This window comes from Rothia sp. HMSC068E02 (assembly GCF_001813565.1).
Lineage (GTDB): Bacteria > Actinomycetota > Actinomycetes > Actinomycetales > Micrococcaceae > Rothia.
Genome location: NZ_KV812894.1, coordinates 57,309 through 75,623, shown reverse-complemented (window position 1 = coordinate 75,623; position 18,315 = coordinate 57,309). Strand labels below are relative to the sequence as shown.

Annotated in this window: 10 protein-coding genes and 1 riboswitch; of the genes, 4 read left to right on the top strand and 6 right to left on the bottom strand. The window is 61.9% G+C overall.

What is annotated here, in order from left to right:
* The first annotated feature begins 187 nt into the window (after window positions 1-187).
* Window positions 188-718: a hypothetical protein gene (locus HMPREF2919_RS07660; protein WP_049352147.1), complete on the top strand. Its 531-nt coding sequence runs from the start codon at window positions 188-190 to the stop codon at window positions 716-718.
* Here the strand turns inward: HMPREF2919_RS07660 and HMPREF2919_RS07655 are convergent.
* From HMPREF2919_RS07655 to HMPREF2919_RS07645, 3 genes are all read right to left on the bottom strand, one after another.
* Window positions 715-3,258, bottom strand: coding sequence for a cell division protein PerM (locus HMPREF2919_RS07655; RefSeq protein WP_070667086.1), 2,544 nt, complete (start codon window positions 3,256-3,258; stop codon window positions 715-717). The genes HMPREF2919_RS07660 and HMPREF2919_RS07655 overlap by 4 nt on opposite strands.
* A gap of 117 nt (window positions 3,259-3,375) precedes the next feature.
* Window positions 3,376-3,810, bottom strand: coding sequence for a PIN domain-containing protein (locus HMPREF2919_RS07650; RefSeq protein ID WP_012904099.1), 435 nt, complete (start codon window positions 3,808-3,810; stop codon window positions 3,376-3,378).
* A 10-nt stretch (window positions 3,811-3,820) separates the two neighbouring features.
* Window positions 3,821-4,048 carry a hypothetical protein gene (locus HMPREF2919_RS07645; RefSeq protein ID WP_044150747.1) on the bottom strand — a complete coding sequence of 76 codons (228 nt, stop codon included), beginning with the start codon at window positions 4,046-4,048 and terminating at the stop codon, window positions 3,821-3,823.
* 35 nt (window positions 4,049-4,083) lie between these two features.
* Window positions 4,084-4,218: riboswitch (SAM riboswitch) on the bottom strand.
* Window positions 4,219-4,472: 254 nt separating this feature from the next.
* Here HMPREF2919_RS07645 and HMPREF2919_RS07640 point away from each other — a divergent pair.
* Both HMPREF2919_RS07640 and HMPREF2919_RS07635 read left to right on the top strand, forming a co-directional pair.
* Entirely contained in the window at window positions 4,473-8,630 is a 4,158-nt protein-coding gene (locus tag HMPREF2919_RS07640) for a DEAD/DEAH box helicase (RefSeq protein WP_049352153.1), read from the top strand.
* A 218-nt stretch (window positions 8,631-8,848) separates the two neighbouring features.
* A complete protein-coding gene (locus HMPREF2919_RS07635; protein ID WP_049352157.1) occupies window positions 8,849-9,685 on the top strand; it encodes an aldo/keto reductase in 837 nt (278 codons plus the stop codon).
* A 216-nt stretch (window positions 9,686-9,901) separates the two neighbouring features.
* On the opposite strand, the gene HMPREF2919_RS07630 is transcribed toward HMPREF2919_RS07635, so the two are convergent.
* Window positions 9,902-12,439: a helix-hairpin-helix domain-containing protein gene (locus tag HMPREF2919_RS07630; protein ID WP_172855764.1), complete on the bottom strand. Its 2,538-nt coding sequence runs from the start codon at window positions 12,437-12,439 to the stop codon at window positions 9,902-9,904.
* Between the two features lie 413 nt (window positions 12,440-12,852).
* Between HMPREF2919_RS07630 and HMPREF2919_RS07625 the strand changes: the two genes are divergently transcribed.
* Window positions 12,853-14,469, top strand: coding sequence for a TY-Chap domain-containing protein (locus HMPREF2919_RS07625; RefSeq protein WP_049352159.1), 1,617 nt, complete (start codon window positions 12,853-12,855; stop codon window positions 14,467-14,469).
* Between the two features lie 179 nt (window positions 14,470-14,648).
* Here HMPREF2919_RS07625 and HMPREF2919_RS07620 read toward each other — a convergent pair whose 3' ends face one another.
* Window positions 14,649-16,124, bottom strand: coding sequence for an amino acid permease (locus tag HMPREF2919_RS07620; RefSeq protein ID WP_070667084.1), 1,476 nt, complete (start codon window positions 16,122-16,124; stop codon window positions 14,649-14,651).
* Between the two features lie 449 nt (window positions 16,125-16,573).
* Window positions 16,574-18,055, bottom strand: coding sequence for an amino acid permease (locus HMPREF2919_RS07615; protein ID WP_070667082.1), 1,482 nt, complete (start codon window positions 18,053-18,055; stop codon window positions 16,574-16,576).
* Window positions 18,056-18,315 lie beyond the last annotated feature (260 nt).

Here is an 18,315-nt window from a genome sequence, read left to right as displayed (position 1 = left end):
CCGACTAGTATAACCCGTCTCACACCCTTATCCAAAGGGGGTAAGAGGTTCACAACACGCCTAAAGCCCAAAGGCGAGCACAAAGAAACCCCGGCGAGACGAATCCTCACTGGGGTTCACCGGACGCAAACTCAACAGGTCGCAAACTCAATAGGTCACGGGCAGACGGGGCGGTACCCTTATAGGTATGTCTACTCCCCCGCAGAACACCCCGAACAACACTCCGAACGACACCCCGCAGCAGCCCACCCCGAACATGATGCCGCAGCCTCGGGGACCTCAGGGCAAGAAGCCGCGCAAGCCCATCGACCCCATCGAACAGCAGAAAGCGAATATTCGCACCTCGCTCATGCTGATTGTTGCCGCGCTGGTGATTTTTGCGGCGTCTTCCTTCGTGCTTTCCACGATGCCGCTTTTCTTGGCGCTCTTCCTCTTCGCGCTCGCCGGCATTACCCTGAGCATTATTGCGATTGTGCGCACCGCAATCTACCGCGGCCCCTGGTTCTTCTACATTGCCGCAGGCGTCAGCATTATCTACGGCGCTATGACCCTGCTCGGTGGCATTGGCCTCGCCTTCATGCCCGGCGCGCAGGAGTACCGTGAGTGCCGCGCCGCCGCGCTGACTCAGACCGACATGTCCACCTGCGACGAGAAGTTCCAGGGCACGATGGACAAGCTCACCGGCGCGTCCAGCTCTAGCTCTTCAGCCGCGCGTTAGTTCTTCTTGCGCGCGTTAGAACCCTGGCCGCTAGAACCCTGGGACTTCGAGGAGATGACATCCAGCGGGGGCAGCTCCACGGTAGACGCCTCATCGGTCACCAGCGGAAGCACTCCGGTCTGACTACGAACCTCAAAGATGCGCTTCATCGCCTGATCAGCAGAGAGGACATCCAGTTCGCGATCCACAAAGTCGCGCTCTGAGTCCTTCTTCTGCTTCTTGCGTGCCGCCTTAGCCGCCTTCTTCGCCTCGCGCTTCTGCTCACGCTCATGCGCGCGGTCATTGGCACGGTCCCGAGCGGAATCCTGCGCGGCGGATGCGGCGTGAGCGGCATCGGCTGAGCTATCCTGCGCTGAGTCATCTTGCGCTGCGGCGGGCTGCTCAAGACCAAAGCCGAAGTACGCCATAATGCGGATCGCGCGGCCCTTCGAACGCAGCGCCTGCTCTGCGGGCTCTTCGACAGCGTCCTCACGCTCAACAGGTTCAGCAGCCTCGTAGACGGGCTCCTGAATCAGCTCGCGGGTCTGCTCATCGGAGGGGTCGTGAGCGTACAGGGCGGGCTCATAAGCAGTGTGTTCATAAGTAGCGTGCTCGCTGGAGGCAGGCTCAACAGAAGCTTCGATACTCTCGTAATCCTCAGCATGCGCAGAGTCAGCATGTGCAGAGCCAGCATGTGCAGAGTGCAGGTAATCGACCTGCTGAACGGCCTCAATCGGCTCGTACTCCTCAGCAGAGCTCTCCTGCGCAATAAGCTCTTCGGAGACAGACTCCTGAGTAGCGTCCGCAGTGGATTCTGCTACTACAGGATCTTCAGCCGCCTCTTCGCGCTCTGCAACAATCTCAGCGAAAGCATCCGCCGCCGCACGCTGCGCCAGCTGCTCAGTCGTCTCTACCGGAACGGCAACCACAGGCTCCTGCGGATGCACCGGAACGTGACCGGTCGCCACCTCAGATACAACAGACTGCTCAGATGCTACAGACCGCTCGGGCTCAGCAACGTGCTCGGAAGCCTGCGCACGTGCCGCCTCCTCAGCTTCACGCTCAGCGGCTTCACGCGCAGCCGCCTCTTCAGCTTCACGCTCAGCGGCTTCCTCAGCCTCACGCTGTGCACGTTCCGCACGCTCCTGGGCACGCTGCTCACGACGCTCCGCAAAACGCTCACGACGCTCCGCAAAATGCTCACGGCCCTGTGCAAAACGCTCACGGGTCGAGGCAGTAAAACTCATCAGACGCTCACCCAGGTTCGGGCGCTCATCCGCAAAACGAGGCAGCTCACGGCTACTATCCGGCACCAGGGCACGGCTCAGCAACATACCGAAAGTCACGCCGGCACCCACCGTCAACGCGGTATGCGCCGCAAAAGTCAGCGGCTCAGCACCAACCTCCGTAAAACGACCAATGCCCAGGGAGCCGTACGAAATCCAGCCCAGCCACAGGGCACCAAACGACGTCATAATACCGGTCATCACACCCAGCACCACCGCAGAAATCAGCGCAGACAGCGGGCGGAACGGAACCTTCAGGGCAACCCACTCATCCAGGTGATCCTCACCCTCACGCAAGAACCACCAGCCAGCAATCGCACCGGCACCCAGCGGCACCAGCAGACCCACCAGACCGAACGTGCCCATCGACTCGGGCACAGCGCCCAGAATCGGAAGCATCGGCAAAGTACCGGCATCACTACTGGTCAAACCAACCGAGGTACCCGCACCAAAGGAGAAACCGGCACCGGTCGACCACGCAATCGCGTAGATTACCAGGTTCGGCAAGAAACCCAGCTGCAGCAGAGTCACCGCAGTATCACCCACAGCGCCCGCGTGCAGCTCCTGGTAGGTGGCAACAATCTGCGACCAGCCCGCCAAAATACCGATACCCAAAAGCACCGCACCCAGACCGACCAGCGCCACAAAAGCAACCACCGCGGCACGCACCACAGCCCAGGCATACGAACCCGCCCAACGCGAATACTGACTCATCTGCGAAATCTGCTCCGCAGTATCAACACCCACCATGCGAGAGAGCGAACGCGCCTCACGGTAGCCACCCCACATCAGACCAGCCACCACAATACCCAAAGGCACCAGGGCAGCATTCAACGCCTGAAGAGGCTGCGGATGCGGGCTCGCCCAACCGTACATCGCCGAACTAATCAGCGCATAAGTCACCGAACCGGACAGCACCGGAATCAAAAACTCACCCTCATACGAGGCGCGCGCCAGGCGACGACCCGAACGGTAACAGAGCAGCAGAGGCAGAACACTCAAACCCAGCGGCACCAGCGTCATCGTGCCGGCAGAAGCACCAAAAGCAGCCGCAAGATCCAAAGGAACACCGTGAATCAGAAGCCACAGGTGCGCCGACATGGCGGCCACGGAGGAGAACTCCATGTCGCCAAAACCCTTGGTCGCCCACACGGCAGACATCGCCGCAAACACGGCAACAGCAGAGAACAGGGCAGTAACAATTAGCTCAACAACACCCTGAAGCCACAGAGGCATGGGCATGGAATAACGCGAGATAGGTGAGGTGCTTTTCATCGTCCTTCAATCATGCCACGAATTAACGACGAAACCCGCCTCCGATTAACACTCGAAAGCGGGTTCTCACAACTATTCACACAGGGATGCACGCGAGGACGCGCATCCGGCAAAGTTTTAATCCTCAGTCCACGGGTTGGAAGCCTGAACACCCCAGGCGCGGTACACCTGAGCCTTAGAAGAAATCAGCTCCAAATCATAGGCACTCGCGCTCGCCGCCATCAGACCCTCCAGGGCGGCGGTAGGCAGCGGACCGGCATCATCACGACCCACGGCATGCACACCGAGCGGCGCCTGACGACCAGCCCACTCGAGGCTCACATGCGCATCCACATTAATAACGTGGTCGCCAAAGCGCTCAAGAAGTTCGGTAATCCAACGATCAGTTTCCGGGTAGGGGTACAGGCCCTTCAGCTCACCAATACTCAGCACGGAAATGTACATGTGTCGGAACGAGCGGCGGCGCAGAAAAGCGACCACGGCGGGATCAGGATCCGCCTTACGGATCTCCGCAAGAACGTCGGAGTCCAGGAGCATACCGGAGAAATTCATACCCCTAATGCTACGCTACGCGCAGACCGGCGTACTGAATAGCGGGGATGCCCTCGGGGTTCGGCAGAAGAAGGAAGTTCAGGAACTCGTCGCGCTTAGAAGAAATGCGGGAGTAATCGTCAATGCTGACTGCGGTGTATCCGCCTCGCGCGGGGACAGCTGCGGCACGCAGGCTTTCCTGGTAGGAGCGGGAGGGGTTCAGAGAGATTGCTGCTTCGGTTGCAGAGCCGTTGTACATGTGACAACCTGCGCCGTGAGTGGCGCGATCCTTTCGCGTTGCTCTTGTCTGTACCAATTACCACCGGTTATTCCGGTGGTGAATACAAACCGCTTCGTCATCCGAGCCACCCGTGAACATGGGGTTGGCGTTCGACCATAGTCGGAGCTTATCAGTCGAAACTCTTGAAGCTGGGTTTAGCTTACAGCATTTTCTCAAGTTAAGTAAAGCGTTTTTTGAAAGAGATTTAGATTATTAGCATTTTGGCTTGTGGGAACGTTTTAAATGGCGGGAATTTTTGATACTGCGCGGAATATCTTATGTGAATACAGGTGTTTTTATGCGTTAAAAACTCCCCCGCCAAAAATACGAAACAGGCCCCAAAACACCGCTCAATAGTCGCCCCAGCCACCAGCTCGGCAACCAGCCCGGCAGCCACCCGCAAATGACCGGCGACAAGGCGCAAGCCCGCACGATACGCGATAATGAGCTGGTGAGCGCCAACAATCCTTTCCCCGAAATTCCCGTCACCGTACCGCAGATCATTCGCCAGGCCGGGCACCGCACTTACCAGCGCGGTGTCGCCTACCAGCGCAACCGCGAAGTCATCCGCTACAGCTACGACGAAGACGAACGCACCCTCACCGGGCTCGTCAACGGAAGCACCATCATCCCCTACGAAGTGACCGTCCGCTTCTTCCCCGCCGTCAGCGGCTCCGCAACCTTCACTGCCCGCTGCACCTGCCCCGTACTCACCGATTGCAAGCACGCCGTAGCGCTCATGCTCACCGCGCTCGACCGCGCCTCCGTAGCGAAAAAGGCGCTCAGCGAACACCCCGGACCGGTCGGCGTACCCGGTGCCGCGGCAAAGGACGCGGCAGAGGCAAGGGGATCCGCAGATTCAAAGAGCGCGGACGTTGCGGAGGCGAAGAAAGCCGCCGACCCGCTCGCGGCGTTGCGCGCCTCCGGTGCGCTCACCACCGCGGCGAAACTGCCCGCACCCGATGCAGCGGCTACCGAGCCCGCAAACCCCCAGGGAAGCTTTGCACTCAACGAGCTAGGCGCCTCCCCGAGCCTGCAGGCAGAGGCATCCGCCACCAAAATCTCGGCATGGCGACGCGACCTCTCCTCCGTTCTTTCCGCACGTCAGGACCTTGCGGGCATTGATTCGATGCGCGTGAGCGGTGCCCTGGATTTCTCCCTGAGCGTCTCCGGCTCCTACGCGCGCGGCCGCAATATGCCCGGCGCAACCCCCAGCATTAACCTGCTCGCCCGCCCGCTCATGGCGTCCAAAACCGGGCGCTGGATCAAGGGCGGACTCAGCTGGGAAACCTTCGCATCCAGCGTGGGCGGGCCCGTCGGGCGGCACGAAATCTACCCCGAACACGAACGGTTCTTCGCCGAGCTCTACTCGATTGCCCGCCCCTGGCAGAACATGTACTCCTCGCACCGCGACTGGATCTCAATCAGCGCTTCTGCCTCCACTCTGCTCTGGGACGTACTCGCCCGCGCAGAGGATATTGGCCTGCCCCTGCTCGTCAACGGTCGCGAAGTGAACTACGCCGTGCTGAGCCCCGCACAGGTGCGCCTGCACGCCGCCGCCAGCGAAGAGAAACACGCGGAAGGCGCCGGACTGCAGCTTCAAGCCGCGCTCAGCTGGGAAGGACGCGAAGGCGAACTACTGCGCCAGCTCTGGCTACCCGCCGCGCACTGCCACCCCATCGGCACCCCGCGCACCGGCTTCTTTGCCCTGGGAGGGCTCGCCCAGCAGGAGTACGAACAGGCGGCAAAGGCGGTGCACTGGAAGACCGCGCGCCCCGGCGCGCTGGATGAAGTGGGCCGCGAATCTTTCGTGCAAAAGACTGCCCAAAAGGACGCGCAGGAGGCGCCTACTGAGCCCTCTACCCCGACCATCAACCCGGCGCAGGGTGAACGGATGCGGAGTGAGCGGGTGCGCTACTCCCCCGCCGTACCCGAACTGCCCGAGGGCGTGGAGCTGGCGCTCATCCCTCTGGTCGAGCCGCTCGATGCCGCCTCCGAATCGCTCATTAGCGCCGGAACCGTACACATTCCCGCCGCGGAACGCGCCACGTTCCAGAAGGAGTATCTGCCCGCGCTCAGCCGTTCCATTCCCTCGCTGACCCCCGATCCGGCGCTGGCGCTACCTCGCGTGAAGCCGCCGCATCTGGTGCTTGTAATCAGCTTTGACGAGCAGGTACGCCACGACGCGCAGCTGAGCTGGCGTTGGGAGTACCCGCTGAACCCCTTCGCGGAGGACAGTGCAGAGGAGGCGAGCGCACAGGACTCTGCGGGTGCCTCCGATGTGTACTCCCTGCCCGTTTTCGGTTACCCCGGTGAAGAGGGCGGCGAGGTTCGCGATGAGCGTTTTGAGGCGCGCGTACTGCGTTCGGTGCGCGCCATTCTTGCTGCCCACCCGGCGCTTTCCGGGCTGGAAGAGCGCCGCATCGAAGGCTGGGAAACCCGCGAGCTGCTCAGCGCGATTCTGCCGAAACTTCGCCGTGTTTCCGCTGTTCAGGTGCGTTTTAACGGCACTCCGCCGGAGTTCGTGGAGGCAACCGACGCACTGATTGAAATCACCGTGAGCGAGGGCAATTCTCGCGACTGGTTCGGCCTGGGCATTGCGGTAAAGGTCAATAACTGGACCGTGCCGTTTGCGCAGATTTTTGAGGCACTCGATCGCGGGGCAGACCGTATTCTGCTCGGTAACGGTACCTATTTTTCGCTGCGTCGACCCGAGTTTAAGACCCTGCGCACCCTCATCGCGGAGGCTCGCGAACTCGACGACGCGGGCGGCGATCTGCGCATTAACCGGCACCAGGCGGGGCTGTTCTCTGAGCTGGAGTCGTTGGCGGCGAGCGTGCATACGACCGCGCGGTGGGATGCTCAGGTGCGTTCGCTACTGGAGCTGGTTGAGGGCCTGGAGGATGCCGAAGAGAGCACCGAAAAGGACTCTGAAAAGACCTCTGACAAGGGAACTCAGGATTCCCCCGCGCTCCAGAAGACCTCTCGCAAGAAGACTTCCCGCCAGATTATTCCGAGCTGCCCGGTACCCATCGGCCTGCAGGCGACCCTACGCCCCTACCAGGTGGAGGGTTTCCAGTGGCTGTCGTTCCTGCACGAGCAGCGTCTGGGCGGTATTCTCGCCGACGATATGGGTCTGGGTAAGACCGTGCAGGCTCTCGCCCTCCTCGCCCACGCCATCGAGGAGCACCGCACCGCCTCCGAACGTGCTGCCGAGCGCGGTGAGAGCGTCGAGCCGTTCGCGCCCTTCCTCGTGGTTGCGCCGACCTCCGTGATTACCAACTGGGCGGCGGAGGCGACACGCTTCCTGCCCGAAGCGAAGGTCGTGACCATCACCGAAACCACCGCAGGTAAGACCCCGCTGGCTGAGCGCATCGCCGGGGCGCACCTGGTACTGACCAGCTACACGCTGCTGCGTATGGACGAGGACGCCTACACCGGCTACGCCCGCACGCTAGGCCGTACCGTTGACGATTCCACGGGCGAGCAGTCCGCCCCCGAAGGCTGGGGTGCGCTCCTGCTGGACGAGGCGCAATTCGTCAAAAACACCGGCACCCGCGCCTGGTCCATCGCCCGCGCGATGCCCGCCCGCACCAAGATCGCGATGACCGGCACGCCCATTGAGAACAACCTCATGGAGCTGTGGGCGCTGCTGGCGATTGTGGCGGACGGTCTGTTCCCCTCCGCCCGTGCGTTCCGTGACCTGTACGCTCGCCCGGCGGAGTCCGGTGAGGACCCGGCGCACGCCGCGGCGACGGCTGCTCGTCTGCGCCGGCGCATCCGTCCGCTCATGCTGCGCCGCACCAAGGAGCTGGTGGCGGCGGAGCTTCCGGCGAAGAACGATACGCGCGTGAATCTGCCGCTGGCTCCCGGTCACCGCCGCATCTATGACACGCATCTGCAGCGTGAACGCCAGAAGGTGCTGGGTCTGCTGGAGGATATGGACAAGAACCGGTTCACGATCTTCCAGTCGCTGACCCTGCTACGCCGTCTAGCGCTCGATGCCGCGCTGATTGATCCGGAAGCCTACGCCGGGGTGTCGTCGGTCAAGCGCGACTACCTGGTTCAGCAGCTACCCGACCTGCTCGAGAAGGGCCACCGCGTGCTGGTGTTCAGCCAGTTCACCGGCTACCTCAAGAGCATTTCGGCACGCCTGGCGGAGGAGGGTATCGGCCACCTGTACCTGGACGGTTCGACCCGCAACCGCGCCGAGGTCATCGATGCGTTCACGAGCGGTCAGGAGCCGGTATTCCTCATTTCGCTCAAGGCTGGCGGTTTCGGCCTGAACCTGACCGAGGCGGACCACGTGTTCATCATGGATCCGTGGTGGAACCCCGCCGCCGAGCAGCAGGCGGTGGACCGTATTCACCGCATCGGCCAGGACAAGGAGGTGCACGTCTACCGCCTGGTTGCCGAAGGCACGATTGAAGAGAAGGTCATGCAGCTCAAGGAGTCGAAGGCCGCGCTCTTCGATGCGGTGGTCGGTGAAGGCGAGTTCGCCTCCGCGGCGGTGACGGCTGAGGATGTGCGTGAGCTGTTTGCGCCGGCTGTCGAGCGGTAGCCGCCCTCCAATCTGAGCGGTAGCCACCTTCCAGACTGAGCGGTAGACTTCGGGTCTGCTGATATGCCTGACGCCCGTCATTTTTCGTTACTTGGTTACGCCTCGGGCTAGATTCACGCCCGATTCTGCTGTGGCCCTTCTCAACGGGGGCTCTGAGGCGTAACCTGGTACCACTACTTACGGAGGCGCCGCCTCCCCACAGATTCAAAAGGAGCATCATGAGCTACAACGTACCCAACGTAAAGTTCAACGACGGCCGAACCATTCCACAGCTGGGCTACGGCGTATGGCAGATTGAGGACGAGGTCGCCGAGAAGATTGTGAGCACCGCCCTGGAGATCGGCTACCGCCACATCGACACCGCCGCTAGCTACGGCAACGAGGCGGGCGTGGGCCGCGCTATCGCTAACTCCGATGTGGCTCGCGAAGACATCTTCCTCACCACCAAGCTGTGGAACTCCGATCAGGGTTACGAGAGCGCTTTCGAGGCGTTCGAGGCTTCCCTGGAGAAGCTGGGTACCGACTACGTTGACCTGTACCTGATTCACTGGGCTAAGCCGCAGCAGGGCCTGTACCTGGATTCTTGGCGTGCGCTGATTGAGCTGCAGAAGCAGGGTAAGGTCCGTTCGATTGGTGTTTCGAACTTCCCCGAGGAGCAGCTGCGCGAGATTATCGAGGAGACCGGCGTGGTTCCGGTCATCCACCAGGTTGAGCTACACCCCTACTTCTCGCAGGAGGCGCTGCGCGCCGTTCACGCCGAGTACGGCATCGCGACTCAGGCATGGAGCCCGCTGGGCAACGGTAGCGATCTGCTGCAGAACCCCGTGCTGGCTGAGATTGCGGAGCGCCACGGCGCAACCCCCGCGCAGGTCGTGCTGGCATGGCACCTGGCTAAGGGCACCGTGGCTATCCCGAAGTCCGCGACCCCCTCTCGTATTGAGGAGAACCTGGCGTCGGTGAACGTGAAGCTGACCGCCGAGGACATCGCGGCTGTGGATGCGCTTTCCAGCCCCGAGGGTCGTATTGGCGCTGACCCGGCGAACATTGATTTCTAAGCTGGAGCGTAGAGTCCCGCGTCTAGGGGCTTGAAGCTAGGCAGAGTAAAGCCCCGACAGGCACAGATAGTGCTTGTCGGGGCTTTATTGCGTTCTCAGGGCTGACGTTCTCCGGGGCAAGTTTTTAGCGAACGCTCGTTCTTGGATTGGAGTTCTCGGCTTGGTTAGCTTTTTCGTAGCTATCCTAGCGAGCGCTCCGCAGCTTATCCTTCGCCGCTAGTTCTCGTCCTCGACCAGCAGGGAGAGGGAGATGCGTCGGCGCGCCGGGTCGACCTCCACCACGCGCACCTGCACGATGTCGCCGCTGCGCACAATATCGTGGGGGTTCGCCACGTAGCCGCGGCTCATCTGCGAGATGTGCACGAGGCCGTCCTGGTGCACGCCAATATCCACGAACGCGCCGAATGCCGCCACGTTCGAGACGGTACCCTCGAGCACCATGCCGGGGCGCACGTCCTCGAAGTGCGAGACGGACTCGGAGAAGCGGGCGGTGCGGAAGCTACCGCGCGGGTCCAGGCCGGGGCGGCGCAACTCAGCGAAGATGTCCTCGACCGTATACACGCCGGCGGTGGCTTCGTCCGCGCTCGCCTGAGTATTGCTGTCCTGCACGTAGTCGGCGGGGTTCAGCCCGGCGAGCGGGTCGGTTCCGTCCGAGGTACCCAGGGCGCCGGCAACCCAGTGGGCGCCGTTGCGTGCCTGCGCGTCGGCAATAATGCGGCGCGCGAGCGGGTAGGCTTCCGGATGCACGGCGGAGGCGTCCAGCGGCTCCTCACCGCCGCGGATGCGAATAAATCCTGCCGCCTGGCGGAAGGTTTTCGCGCCCAGTCGCGGCACGTTCAGCAGCTGCTGACGGTTCGCGAAGGGACCGTGTTCGGTGCGGTAGGCGACAATGCGTTCGGCGGTCGCGGTGCCCACTCCCGCCACATGCGCGAGCAGCTGCACGGAGGCGCTGTTGAGGTTCACGCCCACGGCGTTCACGCAGTCTTCGACGGTGTCGTTGAGGGCGCGGCGCAGGGCGGCGGGCGGCACGTCGTGCTGGTACTGACCCACGCCGATGGACTGCGGGTCGATTTTGACGAGCTCGGCGAGCGGATCCTGCAGGCGGCGGGCAATGGAGACGGCGCCGCGTACGGTCACGTCGTAGTCGGGCAGCTCGGCGGCTGCGAGGGCGGAGGCGGAGTAGACGGAGGCGCCCGCCTCGGAGACGGTCACCTTCTGGGGTGCTTCTGCGTCTTCCTCACGCAGGGTGCGAATCAGTTCGCTGGCGAGCTTGTCGGTTTCGCGGCTTGCGGTGCCGTTGCCAATGGCGATGAGTTCCACGCCGTGCTCGCGGCAAGCGCCGGCAAGCTCGCGCAGTGCTTCTGCCCACTGGTAGCGCGGGGCGTGCGGGTAGACAGTGCCCACGCGCAGCGGCTCACCGGTGCCGTCAACCACGGCGTATTTCACGCCGTGGCGCAGGCCCGGGTCCAGGCCGAGGGTGGTCTTGTGTCCGGCGGGTGCGGCAAGCAGAATATCGCGCAGGTTGGAAGCAAACACCTCGGTCGCGTGCTGTGCGGCGGCATCGAGTAGCTGGTGGCGGATGCGTTCGGCAAGGCGCGGGCGCAGGTGGCTGCGCCATGCGGTGCGCACGGTGGCGGCAAGCCAGCCGAGCACGCGGTCTTCGTCGTCGACGGTGTTGAGCACCTGCACGGGGATGCGTAGCGCGGCGGCGACTTCACGCTCGTATGCAGAACGGACGTTCTCGTAATTTTCTGCGGCGGCCTCAGCTTCGGCGCGGGCAGCACCACGCAGGCGGCTGAGCGCCACGGGGGCGGGTGCCACATCCACCTTGAGGCGCACCACGCCGGCGTCCTTGGCGCGGTGCAGCGCCAGCACGCGGTGCGGCGGAATGGAACGAATACGGTCCGAGAAGGCGAAATAGTCGGAGAACTTCGCACCGATGCTTTCCTGACCGGCAATCACGCGGGACTCGATTACGCCACCTTCACGCAGGCGCTTGAGGAGCTTTTCGCTCAGCACCGGGTCGGTGAGGGCGCGGTCAACCAGGATTGCGCGGGCACCGTCGAGGGCCTCTTCGGCGCTGTGAATCTGCAGGGCTTCGTCCGCCTCTGCAACCTCAATGCTCTCGTCCTCGTCCTCGTCCTCGGTGCCGTCGGTAATGTATGCGGCGGCGATGGCGTGCGCCTCGGCGAGGGGCACCTCCAGCAGGTCTTCGACGAGGGAATCAAGCCCGGCGGCACGCGCCATCTGGGCGCGGGTCACGCGCTCGCTGCGGTACGGGGCGTAGATGGCGTTCACGTCTGCGATGGTGGCGGCGTTCATGAGCGAGGAACGCAGCTGCAGCAGGGTGAGCGGGTCGATGAGGCCTTCGTCGGCGCGTTCAGTGAGCGCTTCGAGCACGCGGTTGCGGCGCTCTTCGAGGGCGCGGAGCTGACCCAGGCGCGACTGGATGGTGCGCAGCTGGGTGTCGGTGAGCGCGCCCGTCGCTTCTTTGCGGTAGCGGGCGATGAAGGGTACGGAGTTGTCGGCGTCAAGCAGCGCCACGGCTGCGCGGATGCGGTGCGGCGCAATGCCGGTTTCTATGGCGAGCGCGTTGATGAGGTGCTCGGCGGGCTGCTCAGTCTTGCCGCCGGTTTCGTGTTTTTCGCGGTGTGCGGCACTGCTGGGTTCGTTGCCGGCGGCGCTGCTGGGCGCGGGGTCTGCAGCTCGATCCGCGCGCGGGCGGATGCTGCTCGGGAGGGGGTGTTCGCTCATCCTTCCAGTTTCGCATATTTCGCCGCGGCTCATGGGTTGGCCGGTAATGCTGAGAAAAGAGTCAGCGCGGGGCGTATTTTGCTCGCCTGTGCGGGTGCGGGTAAGCGTATTTTTCTATCGCATCTTCTAGTGCAGATTACGAGTCTTTACGCACATTTTGCCCTGTGGGTGCGCTAAATATTGTCATCTTTCCGTAAGAAACCGTGTTAGGGGTTCACGTATTTGAATAGTGCTTAGTTTCAGCGATAAATTTAGATAAAAGAGCATATTTTTTTGAAAAAATATCTCTTATTCGTGCAGATAAGAGCTGGACTCACGCCACGCAAACACCCTTATCTGCGTGCACACGTTCAGGGTTTCGGCGGCACGGTACGACAAGGTGCCGCCACATCCCGCAGATGAAAGAGGGACCCATGCGCGAACAAGCCGCGCTATCAAACGCGCCGGAGGGCTACTTAGATTTTCACGACGAGTACGCGGAACTCATCGCCGAACTCGCCGCGCTGGGGTTCACCCCTACCCAGGTTCTCCGCCGCCTCAACTTTCTGTACCCGCACATCAACAAGAAGTACCTGAACTATGCGCTGAGCTCCGGCATCTGGCAGTTTGGCCCGGTCACGGCAGACGCTCCGAGCTACACGATACTCGCATGCGGCCTCTGGTACGTTTTCGCGGAAGCCTACGATTTGCCTCCGGAGCCCGAGTACGCGGCACTGATTCTTGATTGCGATATTATTCACGACCTGCCGTCCGCGCTGGAGGCACGCCACTTCAGCAATGAAGACATTGCGCACGTTCTGGCGAAGATTGGCGCAACGCTCAAGTACCTTGCCGCGCACCCCTACTCCCAGCTGGAGGAAGAGGCGTACGCGCAGACCCTCGAGGACATCCGACTGCGCGGTTTGGAAGAAATCGGCACCGAGGGCGGTAGCCTGTACACCCTGCTTGCCGCCAGCATGGAGGGCGAATCGGCGTGGCCTGCCCCCGCACAGACGGTCAACGATTACCTCGGCGACGGCGACTGGTCCCTGGGCATGCTCCGCACCGGCATCTACCCGGCGGAGGCGCTCGAGAACGAGTGGTATATCGACGCCGCGGCGGTACCCGAGGATTTTGCGCCGAAGACTCTGAGCCTCTTTTTGAGCTATTGCGCCCGCTACGACCGCGAGCCGACGGCGCTGAACTACGGCTACTGGTCTACCATTCCCACGCTCATTGAGCAGGTGCCGCCGCTGGGTGCGGTACGCGCCAAGTTCGGCTCCTGGCAGACGACTCTGCATCGCGGACGCACGCAGATTGCCCGCGAGCTGCGCCTGTGGACGAAGAACGAAGCAAACGCAGCTGCCACTGAGTCGAACGAGACCGAGGCGAGCGCGGCTGAGGAGCTTGAGCTCCTCGATGCTGAGCTGACTAACGCTGAGTTGGCTAACGCTGAGCTCACCGAAGCAGAACTAGCAGAGCTGGATACCCCGGACGGCTTCCCTGTGGACGCTCCCGCGGAACCGGCAGAATCGGCAGAGCCGGCAGAGCAGGCAGAGCCCGCGCGTCTGAGCGCCCGCGAACTCACCGAGCAGGGCATTGGCGTGGTGCAGACCGCCCACACCGACCTGGCGGCGTACCACCGCACCCAGTGGGAGCAGACGGTGGAATCCTTCGGCGAACGCCTCGCGCAGCTTGCCTGGAACCGCCGCCTGAGCACCTACTACTTCTTCGACGGCGCCTGCCTGGAAGACGCCGACCCGACCCCCGTGGTGACGGTCTTCCGTTCCCCCACCGGTTTCCTCTGCGAGCTCGAACCCACCGCCGAGGCGCTACCCGCCTTCGACCCCGAGTTTCTGCAGGAGCACGGTTGGAGGCGCCCGGTGCCGGTGCATGCTCTGTGGAACCTGCACGCGCTCGACCCGTTAGAGGCTGCTGCCGCCGTCATCGAGGCGATGCGTTCCGGTTGCGGTTGTGAACGCTGGGATTTCTACCGCACCGATGACGACAACGACCCGCTTGCCGAAGAGGCTGAGGTGGCGCCTCTCTAAGCGCACTCCCGCGAGCCTCTCGAGTTCATCTCTAGAGCCTCTCGGGTTCATCCCTGGAGACAGCGAAAGCCCGCGTCCCCGCTCCCTGAGAGGAGCAGGTGACGCGGGCTTTACGCATGCACCGGTAGCCGGTGTACTAGTAGCCGGTACCGATAGCCGATGTGGCTTAGCGTGGGTGTTTAGCGTGCCGAGAAAATCTCGGATGCCTCCACAATCGCAATCTGCGCGGTGCGGGTAGAGATTGCTTCGTGGCGGCGTGCATCCGCACGGCGCTTGAAGAACCAACCAATACCCAGAATCGCGAACCAGACGGGCATCGCGAGCAGACCCCTGAGGGTTTCTTCATCCATGGCCAGCACACCGATGGTGAAGGCGAAGAACACCAGCGACAGCCACGCGGAGAAACGGCCGCCGGGCAGACGGAACTTCGACTTCTCGTGACGTGACGGGAACTTCTTGCGGTACATCAGGTAGCTGACCATAATCATCGCCCACGCAAAAATCACGAGTACCGCAGCCACGGTGGTGACCAGGTTGAACGCGCGAGAGATCGAGTCACCCGCGTAGAGCAGCACAATCGAGGACAGCAGCATCACGGCGGAAAGGAACAGCGCGTTACGAGGCACGCCGTTCTTAGAGATCTTGCCCAGGAACTGCGGTGCGCTGCGCTCGCGTGCCAGGCCGAATGCCATACGCGAGGTGGAGAAGATACCGGAGTTCGCCGAGGAGGTTGCGCTGGTAATCACCACGAAGTTGATGATGTGCGCGGCGATGCCCAGGCCCGCCAGAGTGAACATGGCGACGAAGGGACTCTTATCGGGGCTGACCAGGCGCCAGGGGGTGACCATCAGGATGACGGCGAGCGCGCCCACGTAGAAGACCATAATACGTACCGGCACGGCGTTAATTGCCTTGGGCAGGGTCTTTTCGGGGTCCTGGGTTTCTGCGGCGGTGGTACCGACGAGCTCGGAGCCCATGAACGCGAAGACTGCAATCTGGAATGCGCCGAGGAAGCCAATCAGGTGGTTGGGGAACATTCCGCCGTCGTTCCAGAGGTTTGCGACGGATGCCTGCGCACCACTGGGCGAGGTGAAGCCGACGGCGATCATGCCGCCGCCAACGATGATTAGGGCGACGATGGCGACGATCTTAATCATGGAGAACCAGAATTCGATTTCGCCGAAGTTCTTCACGGACACCAGGTTCAGGGTCAGCAGAACGCCGATGACGACGAGCGCCGGGATCCAGGCTTGCAGGTCGGGCCACCACAGACGCAGGTAGCCAACAATTGCGATGATGTCCGCGACGGCGGTGACCACCCACATGAACCAGTAGGACCAGCCGAGGAAGAACCCGGCCATGGGGCCGACGAGGTCGGTGGTGAAGTCGGAGAAGGACTTGTACCTCAGGTTGGAGAGCAGAATCTCGCCCATAGCTCGCAGCACCAGGAAGATGACGGCGCCGATGAGCATATACACGAAAATCACGGAGGGGCCCGCCAGGGAGATGGCGCGACCGGAGCCCATGAACAGGCCGGTGCCGATGGCACCGCCGATGGCGATGAGCTGGATGTGGCGGTTGCTTAGACCGCGGTGTAGTCGCTCTCCCTGCTCGGGAGCTTTAGGATTCAGGCTGACGTTGTTCTGTTCAGTCACGACGTCCTCTTTTCAGCGGTTGTACCCCGTACCGCATGTGCCGTTACTGGAATAAGAATCGTTAGATCGCAGCGGTCACGGTCACTGTATGAATATGCGGCCATTTGCTTGCGGGGCGTCCCCGGATTTCGGGGCGAGGCTGGGTCTCTATCAAATACCGCGCGGCATTCGGAAGTGTCACGCTATCGACTAACGCGGAGTTTTTCTGAGAGCTCTCACAGCTACTTGGATAGTTATTCTACAGGTGTTAAGTGCAAGAAAACAGGATTTACGGCAAAAATGTGACCTGTTTCTATTATTCACGTCATATCAAGCGGTGTAAAAAATGCCGCCTCGAACGTAAACAGGCAAGCACGAGGGCACGCGAAAGCCCCGCCTCCGCATCCTAAAAGAATGCAGAAACGGGGCTTACACACAGCACTACCGGAGCGCCACAGAAAGAACAGAAACTACTTCTGACCAGCCTTGTCAGCAGCGTTTTCAACAGCCAGCGCACGAGCACGCTTCGCCGCGTGGCGGCGGGTCAGAATCTCGTAGCCAATAGCCAGAGCGATAAACCAGATGGGGGTCAGCGCCAGGCCGATTGCGGTGTCCGGGTACAGGCTCAGGGCGTAGACCATGACGGCGAAGAAGACCAGGCCAAACCAGCTCATGCCAATACCCCAGGGCATCTTGTATGCGGATGCCTCGTGGCGTTCGGGGAACTTCTTGCGGTATACCAGGTACGCAATCAGGATCATGCTCCAGGTGAAGATACCCATCATCGACGCCACGGAGGTCACCACGGTGAACGCCTCCATGATGCCGCTACCGGCGTACAGCATGACCAGGCTGAACAGCAGCATCACGGTGGTCAGGTACAGGGCGTTGGCGGGCACACCATTCTTGGTGAGCTTACCCAGTGCGGAGGGTGCGGCACCGTCGTGTGCCAGACCGTAGACCATGCGGGAGGTCGAGAAAATACCGGAGTTCGCCGAGGACGCCGCGGAGGTCAGCACCACAAAGTTCACCAGCGAGGCGGCAACAGCAATGCCCGCCAGGGAGAACATACCCACGAAGGGGCTCATGGACTTATCCAACTTGTCCCAGGGGGTGACAGCGAGGATGGTCAGCAGCGGCAGGGCGTAGAAGAGGCCAATGCGGAAGGGTACCGCATTAATTGCCTTGGGCAGAGTGCGTTCGGGGTGTTCGGTTTCCGCCACGGCGGTACCGACCAGCTCAGCGCCCACGAAGGCGAAGAGCGCAATCTGGAAGGCACCCAGGAAGCCCGTCAGGCCCTGGGTAAAGATACCGCTACCGGAGGGGCCGGGGCGATCCCAGAGATTTGCCACGGAGGCGACGGTACCGTCGGGCGCGGTGAAGCTAAAGGCAACCATGAGCGCACCAACAATAATGAGGGCGACAATCGCGACGATTTTAATGACTGCGAACCAGAATTCGATTTCACCGAAGTTCTTCACCGAGGGCAGGTTCAGCAGCAGCAGAGCCACGATAACGGTCAGCGCCGGGATGAAGGCTGGGATTTCCGGCCACCAGTATTTGATGTAGCCGGTAATAGCGATGACATCCGCGATACCTGTGACGACCCAGAAGAACCAGTACGACCAGCCGACGAAGAAGCCGGCGCGCAGGCCGAGGATGTCGGTAATGAAGTCGGTGAAGGACTTGTACTTGGGGTTGGAGAGCAGAATCTCGCCCATGGCGCGCAGAACAAAGTAGATGACGCTACCGATAATGGCGTAAACAAAGACGATGGAGGGGCCGGTCAGGGCGATGGTCTTTGCCGAGCCGAGGAAGAGGCCGGTACCGATGGCGCCGCCAATTGCAATCAGTTGGATGTGCCGGTAACTAAGTCCACGCTGGAGCTTGGAGTGCTCTGCTTCGGAGTCTAGGCCGGTGACGGAGTTATGCGGCGTTGGCTGCTGTGTCACGTATTCCTCTTTCCTGCGTCGATTCGCCCTAAAATTCACTCGGGGGCGAGTCCGGGTGGCTGGTATTCATACATAATCCTGAACGGCGCGCCAGGAGGCGGTTCCCGCGCTTCCCGAGCCGGCGCGGTGCGCTTGGGCTTGTGGGCTCCGATTTCGCGGGGCTTCCGATTTCTTGCATCGCCGATAAAAGGTTATGCAGAGAATGCATAATTTCAAATTTTACCCCCTCATACCCACACAAGTACAAGGAATACAACATC

What these genes read in the sequence shown, in the direction of transcription:
- HMPREF2919_RS07660 (WP_049352147.1), top strand. Translation starts at nt 188, where the DNA reads ATGTCTACTCCCCCGCAGAACACCCCGAACAACACTCCGAACGACACC.
- HMPREF2919_RS07655 (WP_070667086.1), bottom strand. Translation starts at nt 3,258, where the DNA reads ATGAAAAGCACCTCACCTATCTCGCGTTATTCCATGCCCATGCCTCTG.
- HMPREF2919_RS07650 (WP_012904099.1), bottom strand. Translation starts at nt 3,810, where the DNA reads ATGAATTTCTCCGGTATGCTCCTGGACTCCGACGTTCTTGCGGAGATC.
- HMPREF2919_RS07645 (WP_044150747.1), bottom strand. Translation starts at nt 4,048, where the DNA reads ATGTACAACGGCTCTGCAACCGAAGCAGCAATCTCTCTGAACCCCTCC.
- HMPREF2919_RS07640 (WP_049352153.1), top strand. Translation starts at nt 4,473, where the DNA reads ATGACCGGCGACAAGGCGCAAGCCCGCACGATACGCGATAATGAGCTG.
- HMPREF2919_RS07635 (WP_049352157.1), top strand. Translation starts at nt 8,849, where the DNA reads ATGAGCTACAACGTACCCAACGTAAAGTTCAACGACGGCCGAACCATT.
- HMPREF2919_RS07630 (WP_172855764.1), bottom strand. Translation starts at nt 12,439, where the DNA reads ATGAGCGAACACCCCCTCCCGAGCAGCATCCGCCCGCGCGCGGATCGA.
- HMPREF2919_RS07625 (WP_049352159.1), top strand. Translation starts at nt 12,853, where the DNA reads ATGCGCGAACAAGCCGCGCTATCAAACGCGCCGGAGGGCTACTTAGAT.